23 protein-coding genes and 1 tRNA gene are annotated in these 26,731 nt (G+C 37.1%); 9 read left to right on the top strand and 15 right to left on the bottom strand.

Annotated elements, in window-relative coordinates:
* Positions 1 to 3 precede the first annotated feature (3 nt).
* On the bottom strand, positions 4 to 1,131 hold the full coding sequence (gene pdxB, locus AACV01_RS14040; RefSeq protein WP_161683127.1) for a 4-phosphoerythronate dehydrogenase PdxB: 1,128 nt from the start codon (positions 1,129 to 1,131) through the stop codon (positions 4 to 6).
* A 148-nt stretch (positions 1,132 to 1,279) separates the two neighbouring features.
* Positions 1,280 to 2,065, bottom strand: coding sequence for an AraC family transcriptional regulator (locus AACV01_RS14035; protein ID WP_004248400.1), 786 nt, complete (start codon positions 2,063 to 2,065; stop codon positions 1,280 to 1,282).
* A 121-nt stretch (positions 2,066 to 2,186) separates the two neighbouring features.
* Between AACV01_RS14035 and AACV01_RS14030 the strand changes: the two genes are divergently transcribed.
* On the top strand, positions 2,187 to 3,107 hold the full coding sequence (locus AACV01_RS14030; RefSeq protein ID WP_004243742.1) for a DMT family transporter: 921 nt from the start codon (positions 2,187 to 2,189) through the stop codon (positions 3,105 to 3,107).
* 569 nt (positions 3,108 to 3,676) lie between these two features.
* On the opposite strand, the gene fabB is transcribed toward AACV01_RS14030, so the two are convergent.
* Positions 3,677 to 4,888, bottom strand: a complete 1,212-nt coding sequence (gene fabB / locus AACV01_RS14025) for a beta-ketoacyl-ACP synthase I (protein ID WP_004243743.1) — start codon at positions 4,886 to 4,888, stop codon at positions 3,677 to 3,679.
* Positions 4,889 to 5,092: 204 nt separating this feature from the next.
* On the opposite strand from fabB, the gene mnmC reads away from it, so the two are divergent.
* Positions 5,093 to 7,132: a bifunctional tRNA (5-methylaminomethyl-2-thiouridine)(34)-methyltransferase MnmD/FAD-dependent 5-carboxymethylaminomethyl-2-thiouridine(34) oxidoreductase MnmC gene (gene mnmC / locus AACV01_RS14020; RefSeq protein ID WP_161683125.1), complete on the top strand. Its 2,040-nt coding sequence runs from the start codon at positions 5,093 to 5,095 to the stop codon at positions 7,130 to 7,132.
* 87 nt (positions 7,133 to 7,219) lie between these two features.
* Here the strand turns inward: mnmC and AACV01_RS14015 are convergent, their stop codons facing one another.
* The 7 genes from AACV01_RS14015 to prmB form a co-directional block, all read right to left on the bottom strand.
* Entirely contained in the window at positions 7,220 to 7,768 is a 549-nt protein-coding gene (locus AACV01_RS14015) for a GNAT family N-acetyltransferase (RefSeq protein ID WP_004248403.1), read from the bottom strand.
* 101 nt (positions 7,769 to 7,869) lie between these two features.
* Positions 7,870 to 8,766, bottom strand: coding sequence for a hypothetical protein (locus AACV01_RS14010; RefSeq protein WP_004243747.1), 897 nt, complete (start codon positions 8,764 to 8,766; stop codon positions 7,870 to 7,872).
* A 321-nt stretch (positions 8,767 to 9,087) separates the two neighbouring features.
* Positions 9,088 to 9,360, bottom strand: coding sequence for a YfcL family protein (locus AACV01_RS14005; RefSeq protein WP_004243748.1), 273 nt, complete (start codon positions 9,358 to 9,360; stop codon positions 9,088 to 9,090).
* A gap of 137 nt (positions 9,361 to 9,497) precedes the next feature.
* Positions 9,498 to 10,052: an elongation factor P hydroxylase gene (locus AACV01_RS14000; protein WP_004243749.1), complete on the bottom strand. Its 555-nt coding sequence runs from the start codon at positions 10,050 to 10,052 to the stop codon at positions 9,498 to 9,500.
* A gap of 16 nt (positions 10,053 to 10,068) precedes the next feature.
* Positions 10,069 to 10,869 (bottom strand): sulfite exporter TauE/SafE family protein, encoded by an 801-nt coding sequence (locus AACV01_RS13995; RefSeq protein WP_004243750.1) that lies wholly within the window; start codon positions 10,867 to 10,869, stop codon positions 10,069 to 10,071.
* 172 nt (positions 10,870 to 11,041) lie between these two features.
* A complete protein-coding gene (gene aroC / locus AACV01_RS13990) occupies positions 11,042 to 12,127 on the bottom strand; it encodes a chorismate synthase (RefSeq protein ID WP_004243753.1) in 1,086 nt (361 codons plus the stop codon).
* A gap of 88 nt (positions 12,128 to 12,215) precedes the next feature.
* Positions 12,216 to 13,094 (bottom strand): 50S ribosomal protein L3 N(5)-glutamine methyltransferase, encoded by an 879-nt coding sequence (gene prmB / locus AACV01_RS13985; RefSeq protein WP_046334445.1) that lies wholly within the window; start codon positions 13,092 to 13,094, stop codon positions 12,216 to 12,218.
* Between the two features lie 448 nt (positions 13,095 to 13,542).
* On the opposite strand from prmB, the gene AACV01_RS13980 reads away from it, so the two are divergent.
* Both AACV01_RS13980 and smrB read left to right on the top strand, forming a co-directional pair.
* On the top strand, positions 13,543 to 14,097 hold the full coding sequence (locus AACV01_RS13980; RefSeq protein WP_004250672.1) for a Dps family protein: 555 nt from the start codon (positions 13,543 to 13,545) through the stop codon (positions 14,095 to 14,097).
* 152 nt (positions 14,098 to 14,249) lie between these two features.
* Entirely contained in the window at positions 14,250 to 14,792 is a 543-nt protein-coding gene (smrB, locus tag AACV01_RS13975; protein WP_004243759.1) for an endonuclease SmrB, read from the top strand.
* Between the two features lie 42 nt (positions 14,793 to 14,834).
* Here smrB and sixA read toward each other — a convergent pair whose 3' ends face one another.
* From sixA to AACV01_RS13955, 4 genes are all read right to left on the bottom strand, one after another.
* Entirely contained in the window at positions 14,835 to 15,320 is a 486-nt protein-coding gene (sixA, locus tag AACV01_RS13970; RefSeq protein ID WP_049203530.1) for a phosphohistidine phosphatase SixA, read from the bottom strand.
* Positions 15,321 to 15,753: 433 nt separating this feature from the next.
* Positions 15,754 to 17,922 (bottom strand): fatty acid oxidation complex subunit alpha FadJ, encoded by a 2,169-nt coding sequence (fadJ, locus tag AACV01_RS13965; RefSeq protein WP_161683123.1) that lies wholly within the window; start codon positions 17,920 to 17,922, stop codon positions 15,754 to 15,756.
* A complete protein-coding gene (gene fadI / locus AACV01_RS13960; RefSeq protein ID WP_004243765.1) occupies positions 17,922 to 19,226 on the bottom strand; it encodes an acetyl-CoA C-acyltransferase FadI in 1,305 nt (434 codons plus the stop codon). Before fadI ends, fadJ begins: the two co-directional genes overlap by 1 nt.
* A gap of 236 nt (positions 19,227 to 19,462) precedes the next feature.
* Positions 19,463 to 19,759, bottom strand: a complete 297-nt coding sequence (locus AACV01_RS13955; RefSeq protein WP_004243769.1) for a YfcZ/YiiS family protein — start codon at positions 19,757 to 19,759, stop codon at positions 19,463 to 19,465.
* 345 nt (positions 19,760 to 20,104) lie between these two features.
* Between AACV01_RS13955 and fadL the strand changes: the two genes are divergently transcribed.
* Positions 20,105 to 21,469: a long-chain fatty acid transporter FadL gene (gene fadL, locus AACV01_RS13950; protein WP_104836551.1), complete on the top strand. Its 1,365-nt coding sequence runs from the start codon at positions 20,105 to 20,107 to the stop codon at positions 21,467 to 21,469.
* 75 nt (positions 21,470 to 21,544) lie between these two features.
* Here fadL and mlaA read toward each other — a convergent pair whose 3' ends face one another.
* A complete protein-coding gene (mlaA, locus tag AACV01_RS13945; RefSeq protein WP_004248410.1) occupies positions 21,545 to 22,288 on the bottom strand; it encodes a phospholipid-binding lipoprotein MlaA in 744 nt (247 codons plus the stop codon).
* Positions 22,289 to 22,878: 590 nt separating this feature from the next.
* On the opposite strand from mlaA, the gene AACV01_RS13940 reads away from it, so the two are divergent.
* The 4 genes from AACV01_RS13940 (at position 22,879) to AACV01_RS13925 (ending at position 26,095) form a co-directional block, all read left to right on the top strand.
* Complete coding sequence (locus AACV01_RS13940; RefSeq protein ID WP_161683121.1) at positions 22,879 to 23,565, top strand: fimbrial protein; 687 nt, start codon at positions 22,879 to 22,881, stop codon at positions 23,563 to 23,565.
* Positions 23,566 to 23,966: 401 nt separating this feature from the next.
* Entirely contained in the window at positions 23,967 to 24,662 is a 696-nt protein-coding gene (locus tag AACV01_RS13935; RefSeq protein ID WP_060554775.1) for a hypothetical protein, read from the top strand.
* A gap of 326 nt (positions 24,663 to 24,988) precedes the next feature.
* A tRNA-Arg gene (locus AACV01_RS13930) sits at positions 24,989 to 25,063 on the top strand.
* A 228-nt stretch (positions 25,064 to 25,291) separates the two neighbouring features.
* Complete coding sequence (locus AACV01_RS13925; protein WP_161683119.1) at positions 25,292 to 26,095, top strand: sulfite exporter TauE/SafE family protein; 804 nt, start codon at positions 25,292 to 25,294, stop codon at positions 26,093 to 26,095.
* The last annotated feature ends 636 nt before the right edge of the window (positions 26,096 to 26,731 follow it).

Here is a 26,731-nt window from a genome sequence, read left to right as displayed (position 1 = left end):
GTCTTATTTATGTGTTGCATTAAACCCAATAGCATTGAGTAAGCTCGCCGTTGTCGGGTTATCACATACCACCTGTAATGAAGACCATTCACGACGGACAGGATAAAACTTACGTAGCTTATCAAACTCCCCTTTGATACCAGCAACTTTGCGCAATGGTGCATCATCACGACGTACATCATAGACAAGATGAATAAGCTGTTTGAGTAATGTTTGAGTTAATTCACCTTGTACAGAAATTGTGGAGATCAACGGTTTTGGTAACAGTGTTGATAATTCAACGTGTTGAGGTTGACCAATAAAATCACAATAAGCTTCATAAACCTGCGTTGTTCCTCTCGCCTTCCCTTCTAAGGTATAGCCGGCAATATGTGGTGTTGCGATATCAACTTTATTTAATAACTCAAGAGAAAGATCGGGTTCTGGCTCCCAAACATCTAGAACAACGCGTAACTTTTTACCTTGGTTTAAGGCTGATAATAATGCAGCATTATCAATAACCTCGCCACGGCTTGCATTAATTAAAATACGACCTTCAGGTAAAATATCGAGGTTGCTCTCATTAATTAAATGGTAACTGTTATAACGACCCGATTTATTTAGCGGTGTATGGAAAGTCAGGATATCCGCCTGCTTTAATAGCGTTTCTAAAGAATGAAATTGTTCATCATCCCCTCTATCAGCTCTAGGCGGATCACAAAGTAGTACATTCACACCTAATGCGCGTAAGCGTTTTGCCAGTCTCCCTCCAACATTGCCAACGCCAACAATGCCAACGGTTTTATCTGTTAATTGAAATCCTTCTTGCTCAGCAAACACCATCAACGCAGAGAAGACATATTCAACAACAGCGATCGCATTACAACCTGGCGCAGATGAAAACGCTATTTTTTGTTGCTCTAGCCATGCTGTATCAACATGATCAAAACCTGCCGTTGCGGTGCCGACAAATTTTACCGATTTGCCCGCTAATAGTGATGCATTGACTTTAGTAATCGATCTCACCATCAATGCATCAGTATCATCAAGCTCTTCAATAGGTAAAGGGCGACCCGGTACAGCTTTTACTTCACCTAATTGGCAAAAAAGCTGCTGCGCATAAGGCATGTTTTCATCAACCAGAATTTTCACGGTGTTATCTCACTGATTTGTTTTTTATGTGTGTAAACAAAGGATCAAAAATAAAATTAAGCGGTCTATTTTGCCACTTATTCCAAGTAAAGCCTATTATTGACGATAAAAACTGACGCTATTTTAAGTAAATATATGAAAAGAAACCTTAACCATTGGGTAAGCGACGAAATCTTTCTGGTGTTGTTCCAGCAAATTGCTGAAACATGGCAATAAATGAGGAGGATGAGCTATATCCAACATCAAAGGCCACATCATTAACACTTTTTCCTTGTTCTAACAAAGAGATAGCATGTAAAAAACGTAATCGCTTACGCCATTCACTAAAAGACATGCCTAACTCTTGCTGACAACGACGTGATAAGGTTCTTTCTGAGGTATAACGTTTTTTTGCCCATAATTCTAATGAGGTATTATCAGCAGGATTTTGCTCTAATGCTGCCAAAACAGGTGCTAACAGCTTATCTTTTGAGGAAGGTAAATAGGTATGATGAATAGGAGATACTTTTAGTTGGTCTATTAACACTTGAGATAAACGTAGATCTTCTTTTGTTTGCGGTTTACAAACACCACGACGGAAGAAATCGGCAAAAATCGTCGAAAAAATAGGACTTAGTTGAATAAGACAGGGTTTATCCAATAAACCTTCACACCAACTGGGTGCAATATCTAGCACCTTAAAAGATAAGGTTTTTTTATTGTAGCTTGCGTGCCCTACTTTTTCAGGGATCCATACACTAAATTCAGGTGGCGCTAAAAAACGCTGCCCGCCAGCTTCTAGATCCATTACTCCAGAGATCACATAAAGCAATTGACCAAACTCATGTTGATGATAACGAAATTCAGTTTCTGCAAGCAATTGCTCATCACGAAAACGGACCGTATCTGGATCAGAGAGTAACCACTGCATCTCTTTTTGTTGTTCAATTGTCATCTTAATGTTGCTCTTTTATCGTTTTGTCTTTATTGGTCTATCGGTTGTCTGCTTTTCATTATATATATCTAATCAGACAGACTTACAATAGCCATCTGGTTTAAAAATAGATGTGAGAATAATGAAAAGTATAATCTTCCCGCTGTTAGCGGTACTTATTTGGTCAATTAATGCGGTTGTCAATAAAGCGGCAACATCTGTGATAGATCCAGCCGCTATCTCATTTTATCGCTGGTTCTTAGCATTTTTACTGATGACGCCGTTTCTGTTAGTCCCTGTTTGGCATCATCGTAAAACCGTAAAACAATATTGGTGGAAATTATTTATTCTCGGCGCATTAGGTATGGGGTTATATCAAAGTTTAGCTTACTATGCGGCTTATTATGTGACAGCAACCTTTATGGGAATATTGAATTCACTTATTCCATTATTAACCGTTATTATTAGTATTTTTGTACTGCGTGTCGTGCCTACTGTAGGGATTGCACTCGGAACTATTTTATCTATTAGTGGGCTTGTCTGGTTAGTCAGCCACGGTGATCCTTCACAACTCCTTTCTCAAGGTTTAGGACGTGGTGAATTAATGATGTTTATCGCATCAACTGCCTATGCATTTTACGGAGTACTTACCAAACGTTGGTCAATTCCTTTACCTAATTGGCAGTCTCTATATGTACAAATAGGTTTTGGTGTTTTATTACTAATACCTAATTTTCTTACCGCAGAAAGTATTGCATTAACAAAAGATAATGTTGGATTAGTTATTTTTGCAGGGGTTGGCGCCTCTATTTTAGCGCCTTATCTGTGGATCTTAGGTGTAATGAAATTAGGTGCAAATACAACCTCTATCTTTATGAATTTAATTCCTCTATTTACCGCAATGATCGCTGTAGCGGTGCTAGGTGAAGAGATGCACAGTTATCATTTTATTGGCGGAGGCGTTATTTTATTGGGAATATTCTTAGTACAAAAACTAAGAGCACCACTGAATTTCCGTCGTCAATCTGTCACAAAAAAAGCAGATTGTCAGCAGGAGATGTGAGTCAATGTCAGCTAGACTATAAATAAAAAAAATACCGGCTAAGCAATTAGCCGGTCACTTTGCTCCCCTAGTTTTTATAAATAAAAACCAAGGCAAGAAAATCAAAGTATAAAATATAAAGTAATACAAGTATCCGTTGCAAACATTACCAACTTTTATATTAAATATCTCCTGCTTATTTAATATAAAATAATCCAGATCAATTTTTCCCCTCACCTTTTTAATGCTATCGATATTTTCATTAAGTTAACTATTTATAAAATAAAGGATTTAATCTATAAAATTAGTTTTTAATTAAATGATTGATTTAAAACTATAGTGAAAACAACTAATTTTAAACAATTAGATAGTTATTTTATCTATTGGTTCTGTATGATAAAAAAATGACAATCAATAAGATTGTGCTTTAATAATATTTACAGCATTTTTTTAACATAGTTTTCTATAAAACCAAAAGGATCTTTATTTATTTTGCAGAACAAATTTATTTATACAAAAAATAAAAAAGCAGTCACTTATTATAAGTAACTGCCTTTATCATTTATACAAGGAAAACTAAGTATAACTAACTATTTCTTATACTTACTCATCACAAGTGAAGCATTAGTGCCACCGAAACCAAAGCTATTTGACATCACTGTATCTAGTTTTTGCTCTGTTGGTTTGGTAATGATATTCATACCATCCGCTTTATCATCAAGCTCTTCAATATTAATACTTGGTGCGATAAAACCATGCTCTAACATCAATAGACTGTAAATGGCTTCATGAACACCTGCAGCCCCTAATGAGTGACCTGTCATTGCCTTAGTTGCAGAAATAGCCGGTGTTTTAGTTCCAAAAACTTCAGCAATCGCTTCAAGCTCTTTTAAATCACCCACAGGCGTTGATGTGCCATGAGTATTGATATAATCGACATGATCAATACCTTGCATTGCCATTTGCATACAACGTACGGCACCTTCTCCCGATGGAGCAACCATGTCAGCACCATCAGATGTTGCACCATAGCCGACAATTTCAGCGTAGATATGCGCACCACGTGCTAATGCGTGCTCTAATTCTTCAACAACCACAATACCGCCACCACCAGCGATAACGAAACCATCACGGTTTTTATCATAGGTACGAGAAGCTTTGGCTGGTGTATCATTATATTTTGTTGAAAGTGCCCCCATAGCATCAAACTCACAGGTCATCTCCCAACTTAGCTCTTCACCACCACCGGCGAAAACCACATCTTGTTTACCTAATTGAATTAATTCAACCGCATGACCAATACAGTGTGCTGATGTTGAGCAAGCTGAACTAATTGAATAGTTAACACCTTTAATTTTAAACGGTGTAGCTAAACAAGCTGATACACCAGACGCCATTGCACGAGTTACCATATAAGGACCTACACCGCGTAGACCTTTAGCTCTCATGCCGTCCGAACCTTGTACTTGGTTACGAGGAGAACCACCACCGGAGCCGACAACTAAACCAGAACGAATGTTAGAAACTTGATCTTCTGTTAGACCTGAATCTTCAATCGCTTGTTGCATAGATAAATAGGCATAAACCGATGCATCACTCATAAAACGGCGGATTTTACGGTCAATAAGACCTTCAGTATCAAGCTTAACATTACCCCAAATGTGGCTACGTAGCCCCATCTCTTTAAATTCTTCTGAGAAAGTTATCCCGGAACGGCCTTCTTTTAAAGAGTCCAGCACTTCTTGCTGGTTATTACCAATGCTCGAAACAATACCCAGACCCGTGATCACTGCGCGCTTCATTTATACCTCTTTACAATAATAGTTGTAGCTGCGGGATTTCTGAATAGCACTTTAGCGTACACTTGTACGCTGAACAAGTCCGATCAGGATCTTTTTTACAAAAATGCAGATAATATGAAAAATCTCTGCGTACTCAAAAGGTGGAAGATGCTTAAGAACAGCGTTAAGATAGCCCATTATTTTTGGTAAAATACAGGTAGTTCCGTGAATAACACTGCTATAAATACCGCCTCTTTAAGTTGGAATGAACTTGGTACTCCGATTTCAAAACAGTTTGATGACATCTATTTTTCCAACCAAGATGGTCTTGAAGAAACTCGACATGTATTCCTACATGGAAATCATTTTCCATCTCGTTTTGGTACACATGTACGCTCTGAGTGTGTTATAGCAGAAACCGGATTTGGCACAGGATTAAACTTTTTAACACTGTGGCAAGCCTTCGAGCAATTTCGTCATCACTCACCTGATGCGTCATTAAAGCGTTTACATTATGTCAGTTTTGAAAAATTTCCTCTGACTAAAGCTGATTTGCAAACAGCCCATAGCCATTGGCCAGAACTAGCACAATATTCAACAGCGCTTTGTGCACAGTGGCCTTTACCTATTGCCGGTTGTCATCGTCTTATTCTTGCTAATGGCGCGATAACGCTTGATTTATGGTTCGGTGATATCAATACATTACTGCCACAAACTCGCCAAGCTTTACATAATAAAGTTGATGCGTGGTTTCTTGACGGCTTTGCACCAAGTAAAAACCCACAAATGTGGAGTGAAACATTATTTCAAGCAATGGCAGACTCGATGCGTGAAAATGGCACTTTTGCCACCTTTACCGCAGCTGGGATAGTAAAACGAGGATTGCAACATGTTGGTTTTGAAATAAAGAAAATAAAAGGCTTTGGTCAAAAAAGAGAAATGTTAACAGGGGTATTTCCCCATCCTCCTGCCAATGCATTTGTTCCCTACTATGCCAGACCTTGTGCTACACAAACAAAAGATATCGCCATTATCGGTGGGGGGATCGCCAGTGCATTAACTGCACTCGCCTGCTTAAAAAGAGGCGCCAAAGTCACGCTCTATTGTGAAGATACACATCCTGCAGCAAATGCCTCAGGCAATCGGCAAGGTGTGTTATATCCATTACTTAATGGTAAATCTGATGAGTTAGAACACTTTTTCACTAACGCTTTTTTATATGCCCGCCGTTATTATGATGAGTTAAACCATAAAGGCGTAAACTTTTCACATCAATGGTCTGGTGTTGCCCAAGTTATCTATAATGAAAAAGTACGCAAAAAAATAGCGCGAATAATCGAGCATTCCACACCTTTTTCTCAACTCGCTCATTATGTTCATCAAGATGAAATGAATTCACTTTGTGGATTAGCTATCAACCAAGATGGTCTTTTTTATCCTCAAGCAGGTTGGCTTTCTCCCACAGAGTTAACCACCAATGCATTAAAATACGCACAACAACAAGGTCTCAAGCTACTCTTTGAACATCAAGTCACTCAATTAACCTCACAACAACAACATTGGCTGTTAGAGGTGACTCACCAAGCAACAACGTATAAAACACAACATGATTGCGTTATTTTAGCTAATGGGCACCGTATTACTGATTTTATACAAAGTGAAAAACTGCCTATCAGTGCAGTAAGGGGTCAAGTTAGCCATATTTCAACGACACCTGATATCGCACAATTAAAAGCGGTGCTCTGCTATGATGGCTATTTTACGCCGGTTGATCCTCAAGATAATCTGCATTGTGTTGGGGCAAGCTTTCGTCGTGATCGACTAGATTTAAATGTTTCAATTGAAGAGCAACAAAATAATCAATGGCACCTCACGCACTGTTTAGCACAATCACCTTGGGCACAGCAGGTAGATTTTAGTGATAACGATGCGCGTGTCGGGATCCGCTGTACAATAAGAGATCACCTTCCTTTATTAGGTGAAGTACCCGATTTTGAAAAATTAGTTGTCGCCTATACGCATTTAGATCGATTTAAGCGTAGAAAGCAAACACCTATTTTGGCACCGAGTTATCATCAGCTTTATATTATTAGTGCATTAGGTTCACGTGGTTTATGCTCTGCACCTTTATCTGCTGAGATCTTAGCAAGCCAAATCTTTGATGAGCCATTTCCTGTAGAAGATAGTGTGTTAAATGCCTTACATCCAAATCGTTTCTGGGTAAGACCATTACTACGCGGAAAAGCTATTGAATTAAAATCATAGGATCAGTCACTGAAATTACGGTTGATATTTAAGTAACTATTGTTTATTGGTTACTTAAATATCTTTATAGTATTTAAATTATAGTATTTAAATTTCACACTTCATCGCACAACGCATTTCTCTCGCAAATCCCCCATGCTCTACTTCATTATCTAAAATTTGTTGTAAAGAATAGGGTATTTGATGCTCAAGTAAGATATGGAAACCTAAACGCTGATAATAGGGAGCATTCCAAGGGACATCGCGGAAAGTCGTTAACGTTACCGCATTAAATTGCTGTAATTTAGCTTCATTTTTTACAGTCTGGATCAGCAATTTACCAATCCCTTTATTTTGCCAATCTTTACTTACCGATAATTCATGAATAAATACACTTTCAGGTAATTGTTGCGTCATGATAAAACCAACGGGATGATTGTCATGATTAACAGCAACCCAGTGAGCATGTTGATGGATAAATTGAATATGCGCCTCAACACTTTGTACACCACTTTCGCTGATCCAACTTAATTCTTTTATGCTGCTAAATAACTCTCCTGCCGATTGTTCAATCTTCGGTAGTTGGTTGGCATCAGCCAATTGAGTTGGCCGAATAGTGATCTCGTGAGTGGCGATTTTATTTGATGCGTTGGTCATAAATAATCTCTTTTATAACTTGCTATTTGCTTATTAAGAGTATCAATTACCTATAAAAAAACCATCCATAAGGATGGCTTTTTATCCGTTCTACCAAAAATTTAATCTCTAGGTAAGATCCCATAAGATTGATATTGGCTCGCTTGGTGAATAAAAGAATTATAGTATTTATTATCTTCAACAGAGTTTTTTACTGCTCTTTCACTATCGGCTTTTGATAACTTATTTATTGCTTCATGTAATGGTGTTTTAAGCTGTTTATGGATATTAGGATCATTACTTTCTTTAATTTGATCAAGCAATGCAACCCAATTTTCTGCCTCTGCTTGAATATCAGGATCAGTAAATTGTGGTTGAGGTAAACTGTAGTCTAACGCTAGATTAACAGTATCGTTATACTCATCTTGAGGGGAAAGCGGTTTTAGATCTTGACCATAATCAGTCATAATATATTGAATTAATTCAGGTTTATCAAAACATTTGGTTTTGATATTCCCCATTTCGTTTTTATTATGGCTTTTAATTTCACTAGGGAAAGGTTCACCTAACGTATAAGTACATTTAAATACATTACCATCAATCAAGGTAGCATTCGTGCTTTGTAATGGCATTTCTAACTGATAGCCATTAATAACCACTTTATATTCTGTTGGTTTAAAGCGATCTCCCTTACCTTGTACAGCATAGACTTCAGATAAACGGTAATACATAAAATTATCAGGATTTAAAATTCCACCATTGTTGTTTTCATACACCATAAAAGTGGATTTATTACCTGCACTATCTTGTAAACTATGTTCGCCCGGTGAGAGTGTTAAATAACCACTTTTACCCGGCTCAACCTGATATGTTTTATCATCAACAACAAAGCTCATGCTTTTTTCACTGGGATTACTGTAATAAAACTTATCTTTTTTATTATCTAAATCAAGTTGATCACAGGCAGATAAAACCAATACCGTGCTAGCAATAAGGCTTATTTTAAAGAAATTTTTCATCGTATTGTTATCCTTATCATAAATATTTTATGCAAATCATTTGCATCCCGAGAAACATTCCTAAAAAACATTTAAAAGTAATTTGGCAGAAATGGCAAGGAGTAACAAAAGATAGCACTATTATGCTTTAATCAATGAAAGAGACATCGACTTTGAAAAATCAAATAAAAACAATTGATAAATAGTAAGGAGAATTTTTGTATAAAATCCTTTCTTTTTCAAGCTCAACTGTCTTAAACAAGGTTTTCGATGTGGTTAATCGTTAGCAATAAAAGAAAAACAACCGATAGTATCGGTTGTTCTCAATATAGGTTATTTATACTAATTAATCGAGTTAACTAAATCATGCCACGTCGATAAAACCAATATTTGATCAGGAGGAGAAAGCTCTCCTGCTTTGATAGCTTTTTGAATGCTCTCTTCTACACGGGATTTTAATGCTGATAATTGCGTATTGTTTTCTTGTTCAAGCTCCGCAATCGCTAAAGTGATGTGGCCTTGTAAATATCCACCAGCAAATAATTCATCATCCGTAGCATGTTCAACACGGCTATCAATTTTATCTAATAAGTACGTTTCATACTCAGAAAGCATTATTTATCCTCAATATATAATGTTGCTATCAGATTTAAGTCACTCGATGTTTCAATAGCAACCTTATTTACCTCAGGCTTTATTGGTTTACTAAAACCTGCGCAGTGGATAGACGAGGATAGTTTATCTCGTCATCCTTAATTAACGAGGGGATTTTCCTGATAAGGAAATTGCTCCGGCGTTAACTCAGGTGTATTGTAAAACAAATGTAACGCATTAATAAATAGCTGTGCACGTGGCGGGATATTTTTATCGCGCAAATAAGCTAATACTTGCTCTCTCACCTTGTTTCTAAACTGGTAACGGTCTGGCTCAAAATCCCCGTCTAAATTATCGCAACTCACGTTAAATGGATAATTGGCTGCTTGGCAGAATAACCAGTCAAGAGCTTGAGGCTTGATTTCAACTCGTTCAAACTGCTCTTGAGTCACTTGATCTCGCCCATCAGGACAATACCAATAACCATAATCAACCTGCTGACGACGCGCATCCCCAGCAATACACCAATGCGATATTTCATGTAATGCACTCGCGTAAAATCCATGTGCGAAAATGATTTGGTGATAAGGTATCTCTTCACTCTTAGGCAAATAAATTGGCTCGTTATCACCTTTAACTAAACGTGTTTGGTAACTATCGCTAAAACATTGATTAAAAATATCAATTAACTGCTGATAATGATGTGCTGACATTTAAAAATTATCTTTCCTAATTAAAAAGTGCAGAAAACCAAAGTGCAATAGTATCACCATGATTGTCATGAATGAGTTTGATGCTCATCAAAAAGGAGATAATGACCAGCATTGGTCTAATTAATTTTTGTCCTTTGGTTAACACCAACCCTGCACCTAAGCGAGCACCAATAAACTGCCCGCATAACATAACTAAACCTATGGTCCAAATTACCTGTCCACCAAGAATAAAAAATAGCAAAGAGCCAAAATTAGAGGTGAAATTGAGTAATTTAGCATGTGCCGTCGCCTTTGAGAGATTATAACCAAGTAACATGACATAACCTAAAGCGAAAAAAGATCCTGTTCCAGGACCAAAAACACCATCATAAAAGCCAATACCACCGCCAATAATAACCCCGAAAGTATAATAGCCAAGACGTTGCTTACTATCCTTAGCTCCGATAGATGGTGTTAATAAAAAATAGAGACCGATTGCGATAGTAAGAACAGGTAGCGCTTGTTTTAGTAATTCAGGATTAATAAATTGTACTAACATCGCACCAGAAACAGCACCAATAAAAGTCATAAAAATGGCAAAGCGCTGTGCTTTTAAATCAATGACGCGACGACGAATAAAATAGAGTGTGGCTGAAAAAGAACCGCCCACTGATTGAAGCTTATTTGTTGCCAACGCTTGTACGGGTGATATTCCCGCAGAGAGCAAGGCAGGAATAGTGATCAACCCACCACCGCCAGCAATAGAGTCAATAAAGCCTGCTAATACAGCAACAAAAAAGAGTAGAAGGTAGATGCCATCTGAAAATAGCCAATCCATTTATCTATCCGAATTATCAGAAATGAGGGGGCGTGTGTTACTGCTTTATTTGATTATTTTAAATAAAAACAGTAACACTATCTGAGCATAGAATAATAAGGCGCTCACACCTTTAAAATCTCATAGCAAACTTACTACAGATTATTCGCTGTATTATTGATGTAAGCTAAGATCACCATTGCATTAATGGAGGAATAACATCACCACATTGACCCCGTTGACGTAACGCATGATCAAGTAACACAATAGCCATCATAGCTTCTGCAATAGGAACAGCTCGGATACCGACACACGGATCATGTCGCCCTTTGGTGATCATATCGACTTCTTCACCCTGTCGATTAAGCGTCTTACCAGCAATAGTAATACTTGAAGTTGGCTTTAAAGCAATGTGTGCAATAATAGGTTGACCACTACTAATGCCACCTAATACCCCTCCCGCGTGATTACTGCTAAAACCTTCTTTGGTAATTTCATCGCGGTTTTCAGTCCCTTTTAAGGTCACCACATCAAAACCATCTCCGATTTCAACGCCTTTTACTGCGTTGATGCTCATTAACGCATGAGCCAAATCGGCATCAAGTCTATCAAAAACGGGTTCGCCTAATCCTGCAGGTACACCTTCTGCAACCACGGTAACTTTGGCACCTATAGAATTACCCTCTTTTTTTAGCGCTCGCATATATTCATCGAGGGCATCTAGGCGAGAAGGATCTGGGCAAAAGAATGGGTTGGTTTCTACAATTGACCAATCAACTAACTCACAACTAATCGGCCCTAATTGAGATAAGTAACCTTTTACTTCAATACCAAATTTTTGTTTAAGGTATTTTTTGGCAATAGCACCCGCTGCGACACGCATGGCGGTTTCTCGAGCAGAAGAGCGTCCCCCGCCACGATAATCACGTAAACCATATTTCTGTTCATAGGTGTAGTCTGCATGCCCTGGGCGGAATACATCTTTAATTTCGCTATAATCTTGAGAGCGCTGATCCGTATTTTCTATTAATAAACCAATACTGGTTCCCGTTGTTACACCATTAAAAACACCCGATAAAATACGCACTTGATCAGGCTCTCTACGTTGTGTGGTATAACGTGAAGTTCCCGGTTTACGTCTATCTAAATCAACTTGTAGATCCGCTTGCGTTAAAGGTAGTCCGGGAGGAACACCATCCACAATGCAACCTAACGCTGTGCCATGAGACTCACCAAAAGTGGTTACTCTAAATAATTGCCCGATACTGTTTCCCGCCATCCCTCAATTCCTATCTTATGACTGACTGTGTGATGTTATTAATATGTTATTTGCAACCATAACAATCTACCGTTTCATCACATTGACATCAACGTTTATCGCTAGCAAAGCTATCTGAAAATTCGACAAGTTGCTCACGCGTTAACATAAAGACGCCAATGCCTCCCTTTTCAAACTCAAGCCAAGTAAAAGGAACTTCAGGAAATTGTTCGATAAGATGCACCATGCTATTACCGACTTCACAGACAAGAATGCCTTTTTCGCTTAAATAATCAGGCGCTTTTAGTAAAATTTGTCTGGTGATATCTAAGCCATCCACACCAGAAGCCAATGCGAGTTCGGGTTCGATATGGTATTCATCAGGCAAGTCCCCCATATCTTCAGCATCAACGTAAGGTGGATTCGTCACGATAATATCGTATGGTGTAGGAACAATTGCCTCAAAGAGATCAGATTGCATTGGATAAACACGATGAATTAAACCATGATTTTCAATATTAAACTCGGCAACTTCTAATGCATCAGCTGAAATATCGACTGCATCGACTTCTGCTTCTTGAAATTCATGGGCGCAAGCAATAGCGATACATCCACTGCCAGTACATAAATCAAGGATACGGGTTGGCTCTTGCCCAATCAGTCCAGCAAAATGGTTATTAATCAATTCACCAATGGGAGAACGAGGGATCAAAACTCGTTCATCAACATAAAATTCATGTCCACAAAACCACGCTCGATGCGTTAAATAAGGCACAGGAATTTTTTGTTCAATACGAACCTCAATAAGTTGAATGATTTCCATTTTTTCAGAGGTTGTAAGTTTGGTTGATAAAAGAGCATCAGGAATATCTAAAGGAAGAGCCAGTGTAGGTAGAACAAGCTGTAACGCTTCATCCCATGCGTTATCCGTACCATGACCATAATAAATATCTGATGAATTAAACTGACTCATAGCCCAACGTAACATATCTAAGATCGTGCTTAAATCAGCTACGGCTTCTTCTTTTGCTGTGATATCCAAAACTGTTGTCCTCTGACGGATCTGACGAAATAGAAAGTCTGTAGTTTGCCATGAAGATCGTGATAAATCAGCGTTAGATAATAAAAAAAGACAATATTATTAAATTCATCTCGTTTTATCTTTATGACGAAACAAATTCAATATTAGCCAGATAAACCAAATCAATCACACAATAGCCATATAATCAACTAACAACAGACAAAAAACCAGAATAAATAATTATATTTATCACTTTAACTAGTAATTATAAGAAATCGATCCATACTTATTTACATGTGATTTATTATTGAACTGAACAGTCAGTAATATCAATAACATCTTGTTCTGCAATTGGTTGTTCTGTTTACGATGTTGTTCTCTCAATAATACTTTTTCGATTTATTAGGAGATGAAAATGAGCAGTAAAAAACTAACCCCTGCTGAAGTTAATGATGCACATAAACTCCAAACCCGTCCTCTATCTACCCCTACAGATTTAGCACCTAAAGCAACAAAAGAAGTTAGTGCAGCGATGAATGCTATTCTTGCGGATGTGTTTGCTTTATATCTAAAAACAAAGAACTTCCACTGGCATGTGAGCGGTCCTCATTTTCGTGACTATCATCTAATGTTAGATGAACAAGGTGATCAGCTCTTTGCCATGACAGATCCTATTGCCGAGCGTGTACGTAAAATTGGTGGCATGACATTACGCTCTATAGGGCAGATCTCAAAAATGCAACGTATTAAAGATAATGATGCTGAATTTGTTGAGCCTTTAGATATGTTAGCTGAGCTATGTCAAGATAATCAATTACTTGCAGCAGAACTGAGAAAAGCACATGTTGTCTGTGATGAAAATAACGATATCTCTACCGCAAGCTTAATTGAAAATTGGATCGATGAAACAGAGCGTCGTACTTGGTTCTTATTTGAAGCTTGTCGACGTGCAGAAACATCAGGGCACTAATTAATCTATTTGCTAGCTATGTGACTATTTTGGCAGGGATCCCCCCTGCCTTTTTTGTTTCATCTATTTAACAATAGTTTTTTATCTCCCCTTATATTTAAGGTACTATTATTCATAGATATAGATGATAGCAATGATGAAGAACGCTAAAAATGAACAAAAAATTCATATTACCTCCTTCAGAAATAGAATTATTTCAGGAGATGATAAAAGGCACCAAAAAGCTCCCACAAGATAAAATACGCCACCAAACACCGCGAAAAAAAGTGACTCATTATCCAACAGAGCGATTACAGCAAGAGCAAATAGATGCTTCTTACTATTTCTCCGATGAGTTTCAACCTAACTTGGCAACAGAAGGCCCGATGCGTTATTTAAGAGAAGGGGCAAATGCGTACGAGCTAAAAAAATTGCGTCGTGGTGATTATGTACCAGAGTTTTTTTTAGATTTACATGGATTAACACAATTAATCGCCAAACAAGAAATTGGTGCCTTAATCGCGGCCTGTAGAAGAGAGCATGTGTATTGTGCCTGTATTATGCATGGGCATGGTAAACATATTTTAAAACAGCAAACCCCTCTTTGGTTAGCTCAACACCCTGATATTATTGCTTTTCATCAAGCACCAAAAGAGTGGGGAGGTGATGCTGCACTATTGCTGTTAGTCGAAAATGATGATATTGCGCGTCGTTAACATCACCGAATAAATCAGAACAATATAAATAACATATAGACTTTATTCGGTAATTTGTTTTAAGTTTGCTGGGGAGACTTGCCACAGCAATTTCCCCGAGCCTGTTGATAAATCAAAATCAACACAAGCAATCGTTGAGGTAGAAAACATCGGAGCACTCACTGTTGGACAAAGCTCTGCCACGACATACCCCACTAAAGGTAGATGTGATATAACTAGAATATTGTGATATCCCACTTCCCCTAATGCCCTTAAATAATGTGCAATATGATCAGGATTACCCCCAGGAATAAGCCCTTCATCGGTTTCTATCTTAGCGGGTAATACTAAGCCTTGTTGCACAACATTAAGTGTTTGTTGTGCCCGCAAATAAGGACTAACTAAAACATAATCAATACTATGCTCTTGCTGTGTCATCCAATTCGCCATGGTTAATGATTCATATTCACCACGCTCTGTTAAAGATCGTAGTGCATCACTGGGCGCATCAAAAGTAGCCTCACCGTGGCGCATAATAAAAATTTGCATAATCAATATAAACCTATTTTGTTGTTATCATTTCTAAGGGGATCAATACATAAAGCAAGTAAGAATAACAAATATCTAGTTTTGACCAAAAACCCCCAACAAATAATACGCTATTTTATCCAGTAAATTTGCTCTATTTGGTATATTTTAACACCAAAAAATTATATTTAATCTCTTATTAAAACAAACTGTCTTTAGAATATCCCATTGGCGTTTATTATCCCCCAAAAACACTTTTCACTCAGCTATCATTAACATTTATGAGCCGATTTTTCATTAATGATAAAACCTTGTTTAATCAGAGCTTAATTTAGCGAAAAACGCCGTAAACCCTCGCCCAATGTGTGAACTGCACATCAATTATACAGATACAAAAAAAGGCGCATAAGCGCCTTAATCATCCTTTCTACTCATTGCATTATAGAATAGATAGCTAGCTATAGAATCGTTCATTTAACTTGGCCATTGCCGCTAATCGCTCACATGGCTGGAACTTTTCACCGTATTTTTCAGTTAATTGATTAAGCTTATCGACTATTTTTGTTGTTCCCATACTATCTATATACCGGAATGGTCCACCAAAGAAGGGAGGAAAACCAATACCGAAAACAGCACCAATATCACCATCCCTAGGTTGTTGAATAATGTTTTCATCTAAACAACGAACTGCTTCATTAAGCATAAGCAATAAACAACGTTCAGTTATTTCTGAAGCCGATAACTGATTTTTAGGTTTAACCTGTAATAAGCGATAAATCATCGGATCTGCACGCTTTTTATTTTTTCCTAAAGAGAAAGGTAAGGCATGCTGATTATAGAGATAAAAACCACGACCGTTTTTACGCCCTTTTCTGTCATCCGCAATAATCGCATCCACCGCGGGAGGAGATGCAAAACGCTCACCAAACTCATTAACTAAAATAGGCGTTATTTTAGTACCAATATCAATTCCCACTTCATCTAAAAGTTGAATGGGGCCGACTGGAAAGCCAAATTGAACTAATGCTTTGTCAATATTCTCTATCGTTTCCCCTTCAACCAAACAGGTTAAGGCTTCACTAATATAAGGGGCGAGAATTCGATTGACATAAAAACCGGGTTTATCTCCTACCACAATGGCAACTTTGCCTTGTTTTTTAGCAAAAGCAACGGTTGTGGCGATTGTCTTAGCATCCGTTTTTTCATGAGGGATCACTTCAACTAAGGGCATTTTTTCAACGGGACTAAAATAGTGCAGCCCAATTATTTTTTCTGGATATTGTGCTTTTTCAGCAATTTTATGGATAGGAAGAGAAGAAGTATTTGAAGCAAAGATGATCTTGCCTTCACCTAAGGCTTCAATATCAGCCACCATTTTTTGCTTTAAAGCCAAATCTTCAAAAACAGCTTCGACAATAAGGTCAGTTTGATGGAAACCGCTATAATCCAATGTCCCTGATAATAACCCCATTTGTCTTTGGCGTTCACGAGCAGGGAGCCGTTTTTTCTTGACCTTAGTTGATAACGCTTTCCAACTATAGTTAAGTGCCTGCGCAATACCTTTATCACTAATATCTTTAATTCTAACGGGTAAATTACCTTTTGTTGCTGTCACAAAAGCAATACCGCCCCCCATTAACCCCCCACCTAAAATACCTATATGGTGTAAGTTATCTGGCTTTGCAGATGATCCTGTTTCATTTTTCAATGCTGTTGAGGCAAAAAAGAGATGCCGTAATGCAGATGAAACCGGGGTCATGGCTAATTCACCAAACGCATTAGCTTCTTCTTTAAAACCTGTTTGAATATCTTTCTCTAAGCCTCGTTCAATAACGTGAAGAATACGCTCTGCCGCTGGGTAATGACCTTTGGTTTTAGCTAAAGTGCGCTTTTTAGCTTGATCAAAGAGGATATTTCTTCCTAATGTGGTATTTGCCCAAAAACGCTCCATAATAGTCTGTTTTTTAGCAGCTTTTTTAGCTGTTAAAATCCATTGGGCTGCAACATCTAATAAAATAGCTTGTGGTACAACGTCATCAACTAAGCCAAGCTTGAAAGCCCGTTTGGCATTAATTTGTCGTCCAGTTAAGATCATATCTAAAGCGATCGTAACCCCTATTAAACGTGGTAATCTTTGGGTTCCCCCCGAACCTGGTAGTAATCCTAATTGAACTTCCGGAAGGCCTAAACGTGTTTTACTGTTATCGGAGCAAATTCGCCCATGGCAGGCTAATGCTAGTTCTAATCCCCCACCTAAACAGGCGCCATTGATGGCTGCGACGACAGGCAAAGGATAATTTTCTAATTGAGTAAAAAGATCTTGTCCTGCTTTCGCTAATGCGGTGGCCTCTTCTTTGGTTTTGCAATCTGCAATCATTGATATATCAGCACCAGCAATAAAATTATCAGGTTTACCTGAGGTGATAATTAATCCTTTTACACCTGAATGTTGCTGAGCCTGTTTTAATACATTTTGAAACTGTTCAACAAAAGCAGCTTTCAGTGTATTGACCTTTTCATCTACAACATTAATGGTGATAATTCCGACCTTATCGGGACGCACTGAAAACTGGAATACCGGTGATTTCTCTGATGAGGTTTGTATCCTTTGTTGAGTCGCCATTATTCCACCTCCAAAATCATCGCTGCACCCAATCCACCCGCAGCACAAGCTGTTGTTAAACCAAAGCCACCACCTCGGCGTTTCAGTTCATGTAATGTTTGAGTCACCATTCTCGCCCCTGTTGCAGCAAAGGGGTGTCCATAAGCAATAGAGCCACCAAGAACATTGAATTTATCCATATCAACTTCGCCTATTGCTTTTGACAGTCCAAGTTGCTCTTGAGCAAATTTATCACTTGCAAATAAGGTTAAGTTACTCAACGTTTGAGCCGCGAAAGCTTCATGCATATCTATTAGTGTTAAATCACTCAAAGTAAGACCGGCTCTTGATAGTGCTAACGGAGTCGCATAAGAAGGCCCCAGCAACATATCTTTCCAGACATCAATGGCGGTAAAAGCATAACTACGTAGATAACCTAAAGGTTGATAGCCTAAACTTTTGGCAACGGACTCTTTCATCATTAGCACAGCAGCAGCACCATCCGTAAGGGGCGTACTATTAGCCGCTGTCACACTACCGTGGCGCCTATCAAAGGCAGGCTTCAGTTTTGCGTAAGAATCAAGTACAGAATTTTTGCGGATATTATTATCTTGATGAAAACCTGATTTATAGGGTGGGAAAAATGCCGTCATAACTTCGTCATTTAATTTTCCCATTTCCCACGCTTTGGCAGCTAATTGATGAGAGCGATGTGCTAATTCATCTTGCGCAACTCTTGAAATATGATAAGTCTTAGCCATCTGCTCAGCAGTATCCCCCATACGCAATCCTGTGGAATACTCAGCCACTGCGGGTGCAACGGGTAGCAGATCACCAAAACGTAGTTGACTTAAATAACTAAGCCGTTGCCCTAATGTTTTCGCTTTACTTAAACTGAGTAAAACATCGGCTAATTTTTTACTCACGCCAATCGGTAATACAGAAGATGAATCTGCGCCACCAGCAATACCCACTGAAACATGACCTGCCAACATACTTTCAGCCACATTAGCAATAGCCTGAAAACTCGTTGCACAAGCACGGGTTACACTATAAGCATCTGTTTTTACACTTAGCCCTGCGCCAAGTACAATTTCGCGGGCAATATTCGGTGCGGCAGGCATTTGTACTACTTGACCAAACACCAGTTGATCAATAATTTCAGGAGGAATTTCATTACGGATCACTAATTCTTGTACAACCGAGCGCCCCAGCTCAACCGCAGGGATCCCCCGATAAGCGGTTGCTTGTTTAGCAAATGGGAGACGCAATCCACTGACAATCGCAACACGATCTTTTATGGTACTGCTCGCTGATGACTTCATAACGACTCCTGACAAAATGAATTCCTAACACCAAAGAGGTCTGACCTGATTAATAGAGTTAACAAAATTTTCACTTATCAGAAACATCATTTTATAAGAAGTGGGAGTTAGCGCTCATTATTTCATTCAATTAGCTGTAACTCGAAGAAAACAATAAAAGGAAGGAATAAATAATGATAAAAAATAAAAAAGGCTACTGAATTTCAATAGCCTTGAAGAAGTTTAATTTCAAAGGATTAACGTAATCCTAATTGGAAGATCAGATTTTCTGCTTCACAAGAGAAAGTAAAATCAGCGGTTAATTGAACGCCACCTTCAACATCAGCAAATTGATGTTTAATTTGGCAAGGTTCAGATGCAGTGGCATTAGCTTTAGCTGTTAGCTCATTTAACATCGCTTCAGCTTGAGCCTTATCGGCAAAAACGTGCTGATAAGATGCGGTACAATTTTTGTTGTCGATAATAGTACCAACATCAACACAACAACAAGCAGCTGTTTCTTCTGCATTACAACGATTAATTGCGTCTGCCATTTTAGTCTCCCAACAAAAGAAGTGTTAATTATCTATCATAATAGCAAAAAAATAAAATAACCTGCGTTAGCTCAAATTAACCTACAATTTTACAAAAAAAATTGATTTCACTATTCATTTAATAAGCAAAACCATCTTTATTGGCATTTAATGTAAAATTAATGTTAACCAAATCCCAAATTTTAAATCAAAATGGAAATATATATAAAACAAACTTGCAACATCACCACTATTCATCTTTATACTTAAGCAACTGGTCTGATTTGTCATAACGACAACCGCACCTAAAATCCAGCGCTTCTAATCAGAAGTTACTTATTTAAAAAAATTATGAGGGTTTAGGTCATGAACCGTAAAAACCTGTTTACTCGCACAGCTCTCGCTGCCATTGTAGGAACACTTTCCTCTTATGCAAGCGCTGCCGGTTTTCAGTTAAATGAATATTCAACTTCAGCACTAGGTCGTGCTTTTTCAGGAGAAGGCGTTATTGCAGATGATGCGAGTGTAGGTAGTCGAAACCCTGCCGCATTGACCATGTTTGATCGTCCTGAGTTTTCCGTTGGTGCTATCCATATTAATCCCAGTGTTGATATTAAAGGTAAATCCCCTTTAGGTAATCATGCCAGCACTAATGCTGGCGATATCGCCCCAAGTGCTTTAGTTCCCAATATTCACTTTGTTGCGCCTATCAACGATAAATGGGCAATTGGTGCATCAGGTACCACTAACTTTGGTTTAGCTACCGACTTTAAAAAAGATTACCCAGCTGGTTTAATTGGCGGTAAAACTGATTTAAAAACCATGAACTTAAATTTAAGTGCAGGTTATCGAGTTAATAAACAATTTAGTGTCGGTTTAGGCTTAAATGCGCTCTATGCTGATGCTGAAATTACCCGCCATGTAGGTGAAGCAGGTAAGCTATTGGGTGGTACCTTATCTCAACATCCAGATCCTAACTATCAGGGATTAGGCCGTTATTTATCAAGCTTATCGCCAAGTGATCGCTTTGCACAATTAAAAGGGGATGCTTGGGGCTTTGGCTGGAACGCCGGTTTATTATATGAGTTTGATGAAGATAACCGTATCAGCTTCACTTATCGCTCTAAAGTAAAAGTGAAATTTAAAGATGGTGAGTACCAAAGTGATATCCGCTCATTACCCGCACTAGAAGGAATGGGAGTGATTGGTACTAATGGAGACACCATCAAAGGTAAACTTGATCTTAACCTACCGGAGATTTGGGAATTTGCCGCTTACCACCGTGTCGCCCCTAAATGGGCTGTCCATTATAATTTAGCTTATACCAGTTGGAGTGAGTTTAAAGAGTTAAGAGCAACACGTAAAAGTGATGGCCAGCAACTCTTCAACAAAGAAGAAGGCTTCCGTGATGCATGGCGTATTGCATTAGGAACCACTTATTACCATGATGATAATTGGACATTCCGCACCGGTATTGCCTTTGATGATAGTCCTGTTCCTGCTGATAAGCGCTCTATCTCGATCCCTGACCAAGATCGCTTCTGGTTAAGTGCGGGGGCAACCTACGCATTTAATAAAGATATGTCTGTGGATGTTGGTTTAGCCTATATGCACGGTAAGAAAGTGACAATTAAAGAGAAGCTATCTGAAAGCTTACCATTGCCGGCTTATGAATTTGAATCATCAGGTAAAGCATGGTTATACGGTATGAACTTTAACTATCGCTTCTAAGCTGATTTGCTACTTTAAATACAAAAAATGGTCTTAAAAAAGACCATTTTTTATTTAAACAACCAGATAAACAGATTAATCGATAGAATCTAAATCATCTTCAATCGCTTTTGCGTTTGGATTTTCACCTGTTTTCCCGCCATTAGCATCGAAATCATTTTTTTGGAAATAGGCTTCACGCATCATTAAATATGGATCAGATGAGTTTTGTAAAATTGCATCTGAATCTAATAATTGAGCTCGCGTTTCAATACCTTCAAGGGCCCATTTACCCGCAGACATCCAGAAAGTGAGGTAACTCAGTACTGGATAGGTGGCATCAGCCCAATCGCCCCCCTCTTCTCGTACTGTAAAGCTGCCATAGCCCGGTAATACCACATAAGGGCCATATCCCACACCATAATGCCCTAACGTACTACCAAACCTTACAGGAACTTCTTTTTCCATTGACTCTCTAGACATTCCTGCAACATCGATTAAACCACCAATACCAAATACGGTATTGATCCAAAAACGTCCGAAATGCTTAGCCCCTTTTTCAAAATCTCCACGTAAGATGCTATTTAGCATACTTGCTGGCTCTTCAAGGTTACCTAAGAAATTCGATAGTCCATTACGTGCTGGTGGTGGAACATAATCACGCCATACTACGGCTACAGGTCGTAATACGTAAGGATCTAAAACATAATAGTTAAAATTAAACATCTGGCGGTTAAACCCTTCCAAGGGATCAGAACGACTGTCACCATTGTTAGGTGTGCTTGCACATCCTGAAAGTAAAGCTACTAAAAGAGCAACACCGCACAGGCGATACTTCATAATGTTCTCCGCTAACTGTCCTATGATAATCAGAGCATAGGTCACTATTCATCATCTTTACATATAATACTGTCAATAGGCGATAAGTGATACTGTTATTCGTTTTTAATCTTATAAGAACATTCGGGATTTATTTTTACCCAATAGAGCTAACTATGCCCTATTAATAAAAATATTTTTGGTCACTTTTCGTACAGAGTCAGCTATAGTTACGCAATCAAAAGAGGAAGTAAATAGCAATAATCAAGCTAAGAATTCTCTTACCTTAAAGTGTCTATCTCTATAACAAATACACAATGTTATTTATTACTTTAATTCACTTTATATCAAAATATAAAAAACATAAAAATGCGTATACACACTTCTCTATTAAAATAAAACATAAAAATCATTTATCTAGATTTTAATAATTATGATAATCAAAATTAGAATTAATTAAAAAATAATTAATTAAAGATAATCATAAATAGATAAAAATAGAAATAATAGCTATAAAAATTAATTAGCTTATTAAATTATAGTTAAATAATGCTATCATGACTAGACTATCAATATTTAAATTATCATTTTCCATATTAGGATAGAATATAATGAAGAAAAAATTTCTCTATTTGGCCTTACTGACCATCGTATCATCATCAAGTTTTGCGGCGATACCTTCAGCTAAGTTACAAATTAATGGAGATATCAAGCCACCAACATGCGCCATCAATGGGGGTAATCAGGAGATCCTTTTTGATTATGGAAATATATCTCCATCAATTATTCCTGAAAATGCTAAATATGCTTTAGGCTCTCAACGTAGAGATATTAAAATAATCTGCGATGTAGATACTTTTTTAACATTTACAGTTTCAGATTTATTTACAGCAAATAAAGCCGGCACATGGAAAAGCGGTACTTTTGGGTTAGTGAATGCAAAAAATAATCAACAAGAAGTTGGGGGCTTTTTAATTAGGGCCTATAATATTGAAATTGATGGTAAAAAAACTTTCTTCGGAAGAGTAAAGGAACAAGAAAAATGGAAGTCTAACATTATCGTTAAAGATGCTATAATGGGTTGGACAAATGCAACACAATTTGTCATTCATAAAGATTATTTAGACCTAGCGTCAGGAAAAGTTTTTAGTACAACTTTAGAGACAGGAGGAACAGAAAGCAATCCAGATTATGGATATATCTTGTCTAAACAAGAACTTGCTAAAGAAGATATCGATATTTCTGAAGGTTTAGATTATATAGGTCAAGCTACTATTACATTTAATTTTGGCGTTTAACATTTAAACAAAATGAGTAATAAATATAACATTATAAGTAAGCCATTATTAATAATCTCTTTTTGATACCCCACTAAATATAAAATCAAAAAACGTTAAAAAATTTATTGCTCATTATTAAAATATACAGAAATAAAAACATCCCCATTAACGAAATGATTATACTTTTTATAACAATATTTTTAACAATCACTCTACGCTTTACTTAAAAGTAAACATTTTATGATTGCTTTAATTAGACACTATTTAATAAATATACTTCAATCGCATCATTATTTGATCAAATAGACTAAAATAAAAGAAAATATTTAATTTTAAAACTTAAATAATAATTTAAAAGGGATATCATGTAATCCTCTAACTTAATAATTCATTACTCACTCTCGGAAAGGAAGCGTAAAATGAAAAAGAATTTTCTCTATTTTACCTTATTTACGGCTATATCAACATCAGCGCTAGCTGTAACACCTTCAGCTCAATTACAGATCAATGGGGATATAAAACCGCCAACTTGTACAATCAATAGTTCTAACAATACAGAAGTTGTCTTTGACTATGGCCGCATATCACCAAGCTTGATACCACAATCTTCAAACTATCAATATGTGGATATGAAACCAGAAACAAGCATCAGTATTGAATGTGATGCTAAAACTTATTTGACTTTTATACCTACTGACACATATGGTGATGTAGATCTTGATTATAATACTAGTTATGATAGTGCTTGGTTTCGCTTAGTTGATAAAGCCAACCCAGATAAAGCTGTTGGGGCTTCATTTTTTAATTGGAAAGATGCAACTGTTGACGGAAAAACGGCTTTTATAAGCCGAGCAACACCTAAAACAGCTGAAGTAGGGGAATCTGTCTTAGTTAAAAATAATATTCATGGGTGGACATCAGAGCAACAAGAGGATGTATCAGCCGCATCTCTTAAATTGGTCTCAGGTGAAATTTTTACCACAAAATTTATGCCAGGGAAAACATCTCATACATTTATTCTTTCTCGTGATGAGTTGGCTAAAAAAGCGATAGATATTAGTAATGGACTCGATTTTATTGGTGAGGCCGTATTAACATTCTCTTTCGGTGTTTAAAAAGTTTAACAAAAGCACTCTCACTATATTAACAAGCTATTAGCTTGTATACATTAAACGGGTAGGAGCCTTCTTTATTTTATTTCCCTCCCGTTTATTGCTTTAATTTTTTATGACTCATTCAATTAACCTACTAATTTTATATTTATCATTTTTATTACGATCTACTGTGACAATATAAAAATATAGAAATAGCTATTAAGACAGTATTATCATTGAGTACAAAATAAACCTTGCTAACTCAATGACTAAATACCTTGATCCCTCCACCACAAAAACGGTACTATACGGACACTGAGAAACAGTTAAGCACCCTCTCGCAAAATGTTCCCTTAGTTAAATGGATATAACGAGCCCCTCCTAAGGGCTAGTTACAGGTTCGATTCCTGTAGGGAACGCCAGTTATAACAACCTATCATTTTACCCACTGTTTATTCTCGCTATAAAGAATAGGTTATTTATTAACAACACCCAATGAGAGTTTGGTGATTTAATAAAGCCTTATCAAAAATAATAACCTTTATTGTCGATAAATTGGCCTAAATTCCTATTTCACTGTCTGCACCACAGAAGTAAATCAAATCTATATTCGGTAGCTTATATCACCTGTTATGGACAGGAGAATTTAAATGATACTTTGGCTGATCTCTTTTGGCTTAATTTCAGGTATTACTACATGGTTATTTGGTTTTGGCGGTGGTTTTGTTACTGTGCCCCTACTCTATACTCTGATTCTTACACTTTGGGCTGGTGATAGTTTAGCGGGTGAACATGCTATGCAAATTGCTGTGGCTACCTCTGCGCTCATTATGCTGTTTTCCGCCATTATTACGACACTGAAACACCATAAGGCTAAAAAAATAGATTGGAAATTAATTATGATCTTATTTTGGGGGATTGCATTCGGTGGGATCTTCGGAGCCTTACTTGCCTCAATCGTCCAAGGTGAATGGATCCGATGGATTTTTATTGGCTATCTATTTATTACTATCTTAGATTGCTATTTTCGCCCCGGATTTATGGCACCACGCAAAGCAATACAAAAAGTAACCAACAAAAAAGAAGCGTTAACTGGCACTATTATTGGCATTATTGCAGCTTTTTTAGGTGTAGGTGGCAGTGTTATGACCGTACCTTTATTACGCCGTAGAGGTATGTCAATGACTCAATCGGCTGCCATGGCAAACACATTGACATTCCCTTTAGCATTAACGGCAACACTCACTTATATCTTATTGTCTTTCACTACCCCGTTAGAGGATAGCGCTGGATTTGTTGGCTATATTTGGATAAAAGCAGCCGTTATTCTAATCTGTAGTACATGGATAGGATTAAAAATAGCTGAACGTTTTTTATCACGTATACCGGATAAATGGCATGCGAGAGTTTATCCGCTGTTATTGATATTGGTGTTAGTCGTTATGCTGAACTAACCCGCTAACATACCTCTGAACAAGGCAATTCTTATCTATCTGTATTGCCTTTAATATTTCACACAAAAGTGAAATTGTTACATTTACTCGACTTAATAGTAGCGTATTTTGACACCCTAGATACAATCCAATAACCATTAATATAATTAATTAAAAATTATACATAATGAATAATATATTATAATTTATCTTATCTTTTTTATGATGGCATAATTATCTACCTCTTAGATAAATTAAATCTTAATTGACATTTAATTCTATCTTTTATAGATATTTCATTATTAAAATAAGACATTATAGCAAATATAATAAAATAACTTCTTTAGCTTAAGAAAATTAAAAAACTTGTTTAGTCTTTATTTCAATAACAATTTAATTACAATTAAACCTTTCACCGATATATATAAAAATATATATCGATTGGAAATTATATCAATATTTTTTCTTACCTTAATAATATATTATAGATACACTTTAAAAGAATAAATCATTCCTATAACCATATGAATATTAAAGGCATGGTTGTTTTTTTTATAAAACTCTTAATTCATTTCCTTTAACAATAACCAGCCCCTAACTAATGCCTTAGAAGAAAATAATTATCATTTTATTTTGTCTCTATTTGTTAAATTATTT

This window comes from Proteus sp. G2609 (assembly GCF_963896135.1).
Taxonomy (GTDB): domain Bacteria; phylum Pseudomonadota; class Gammaproteobacteria; order Enterobacterales; family Enterobacteriaceae; genus Proteus; species Proteus mirabilis.
The sequence above is the reverse complement of the archived record's forward strand: the minus strand, read 5'-3'. Positions and strand labels throughout refer to the sequence as shown.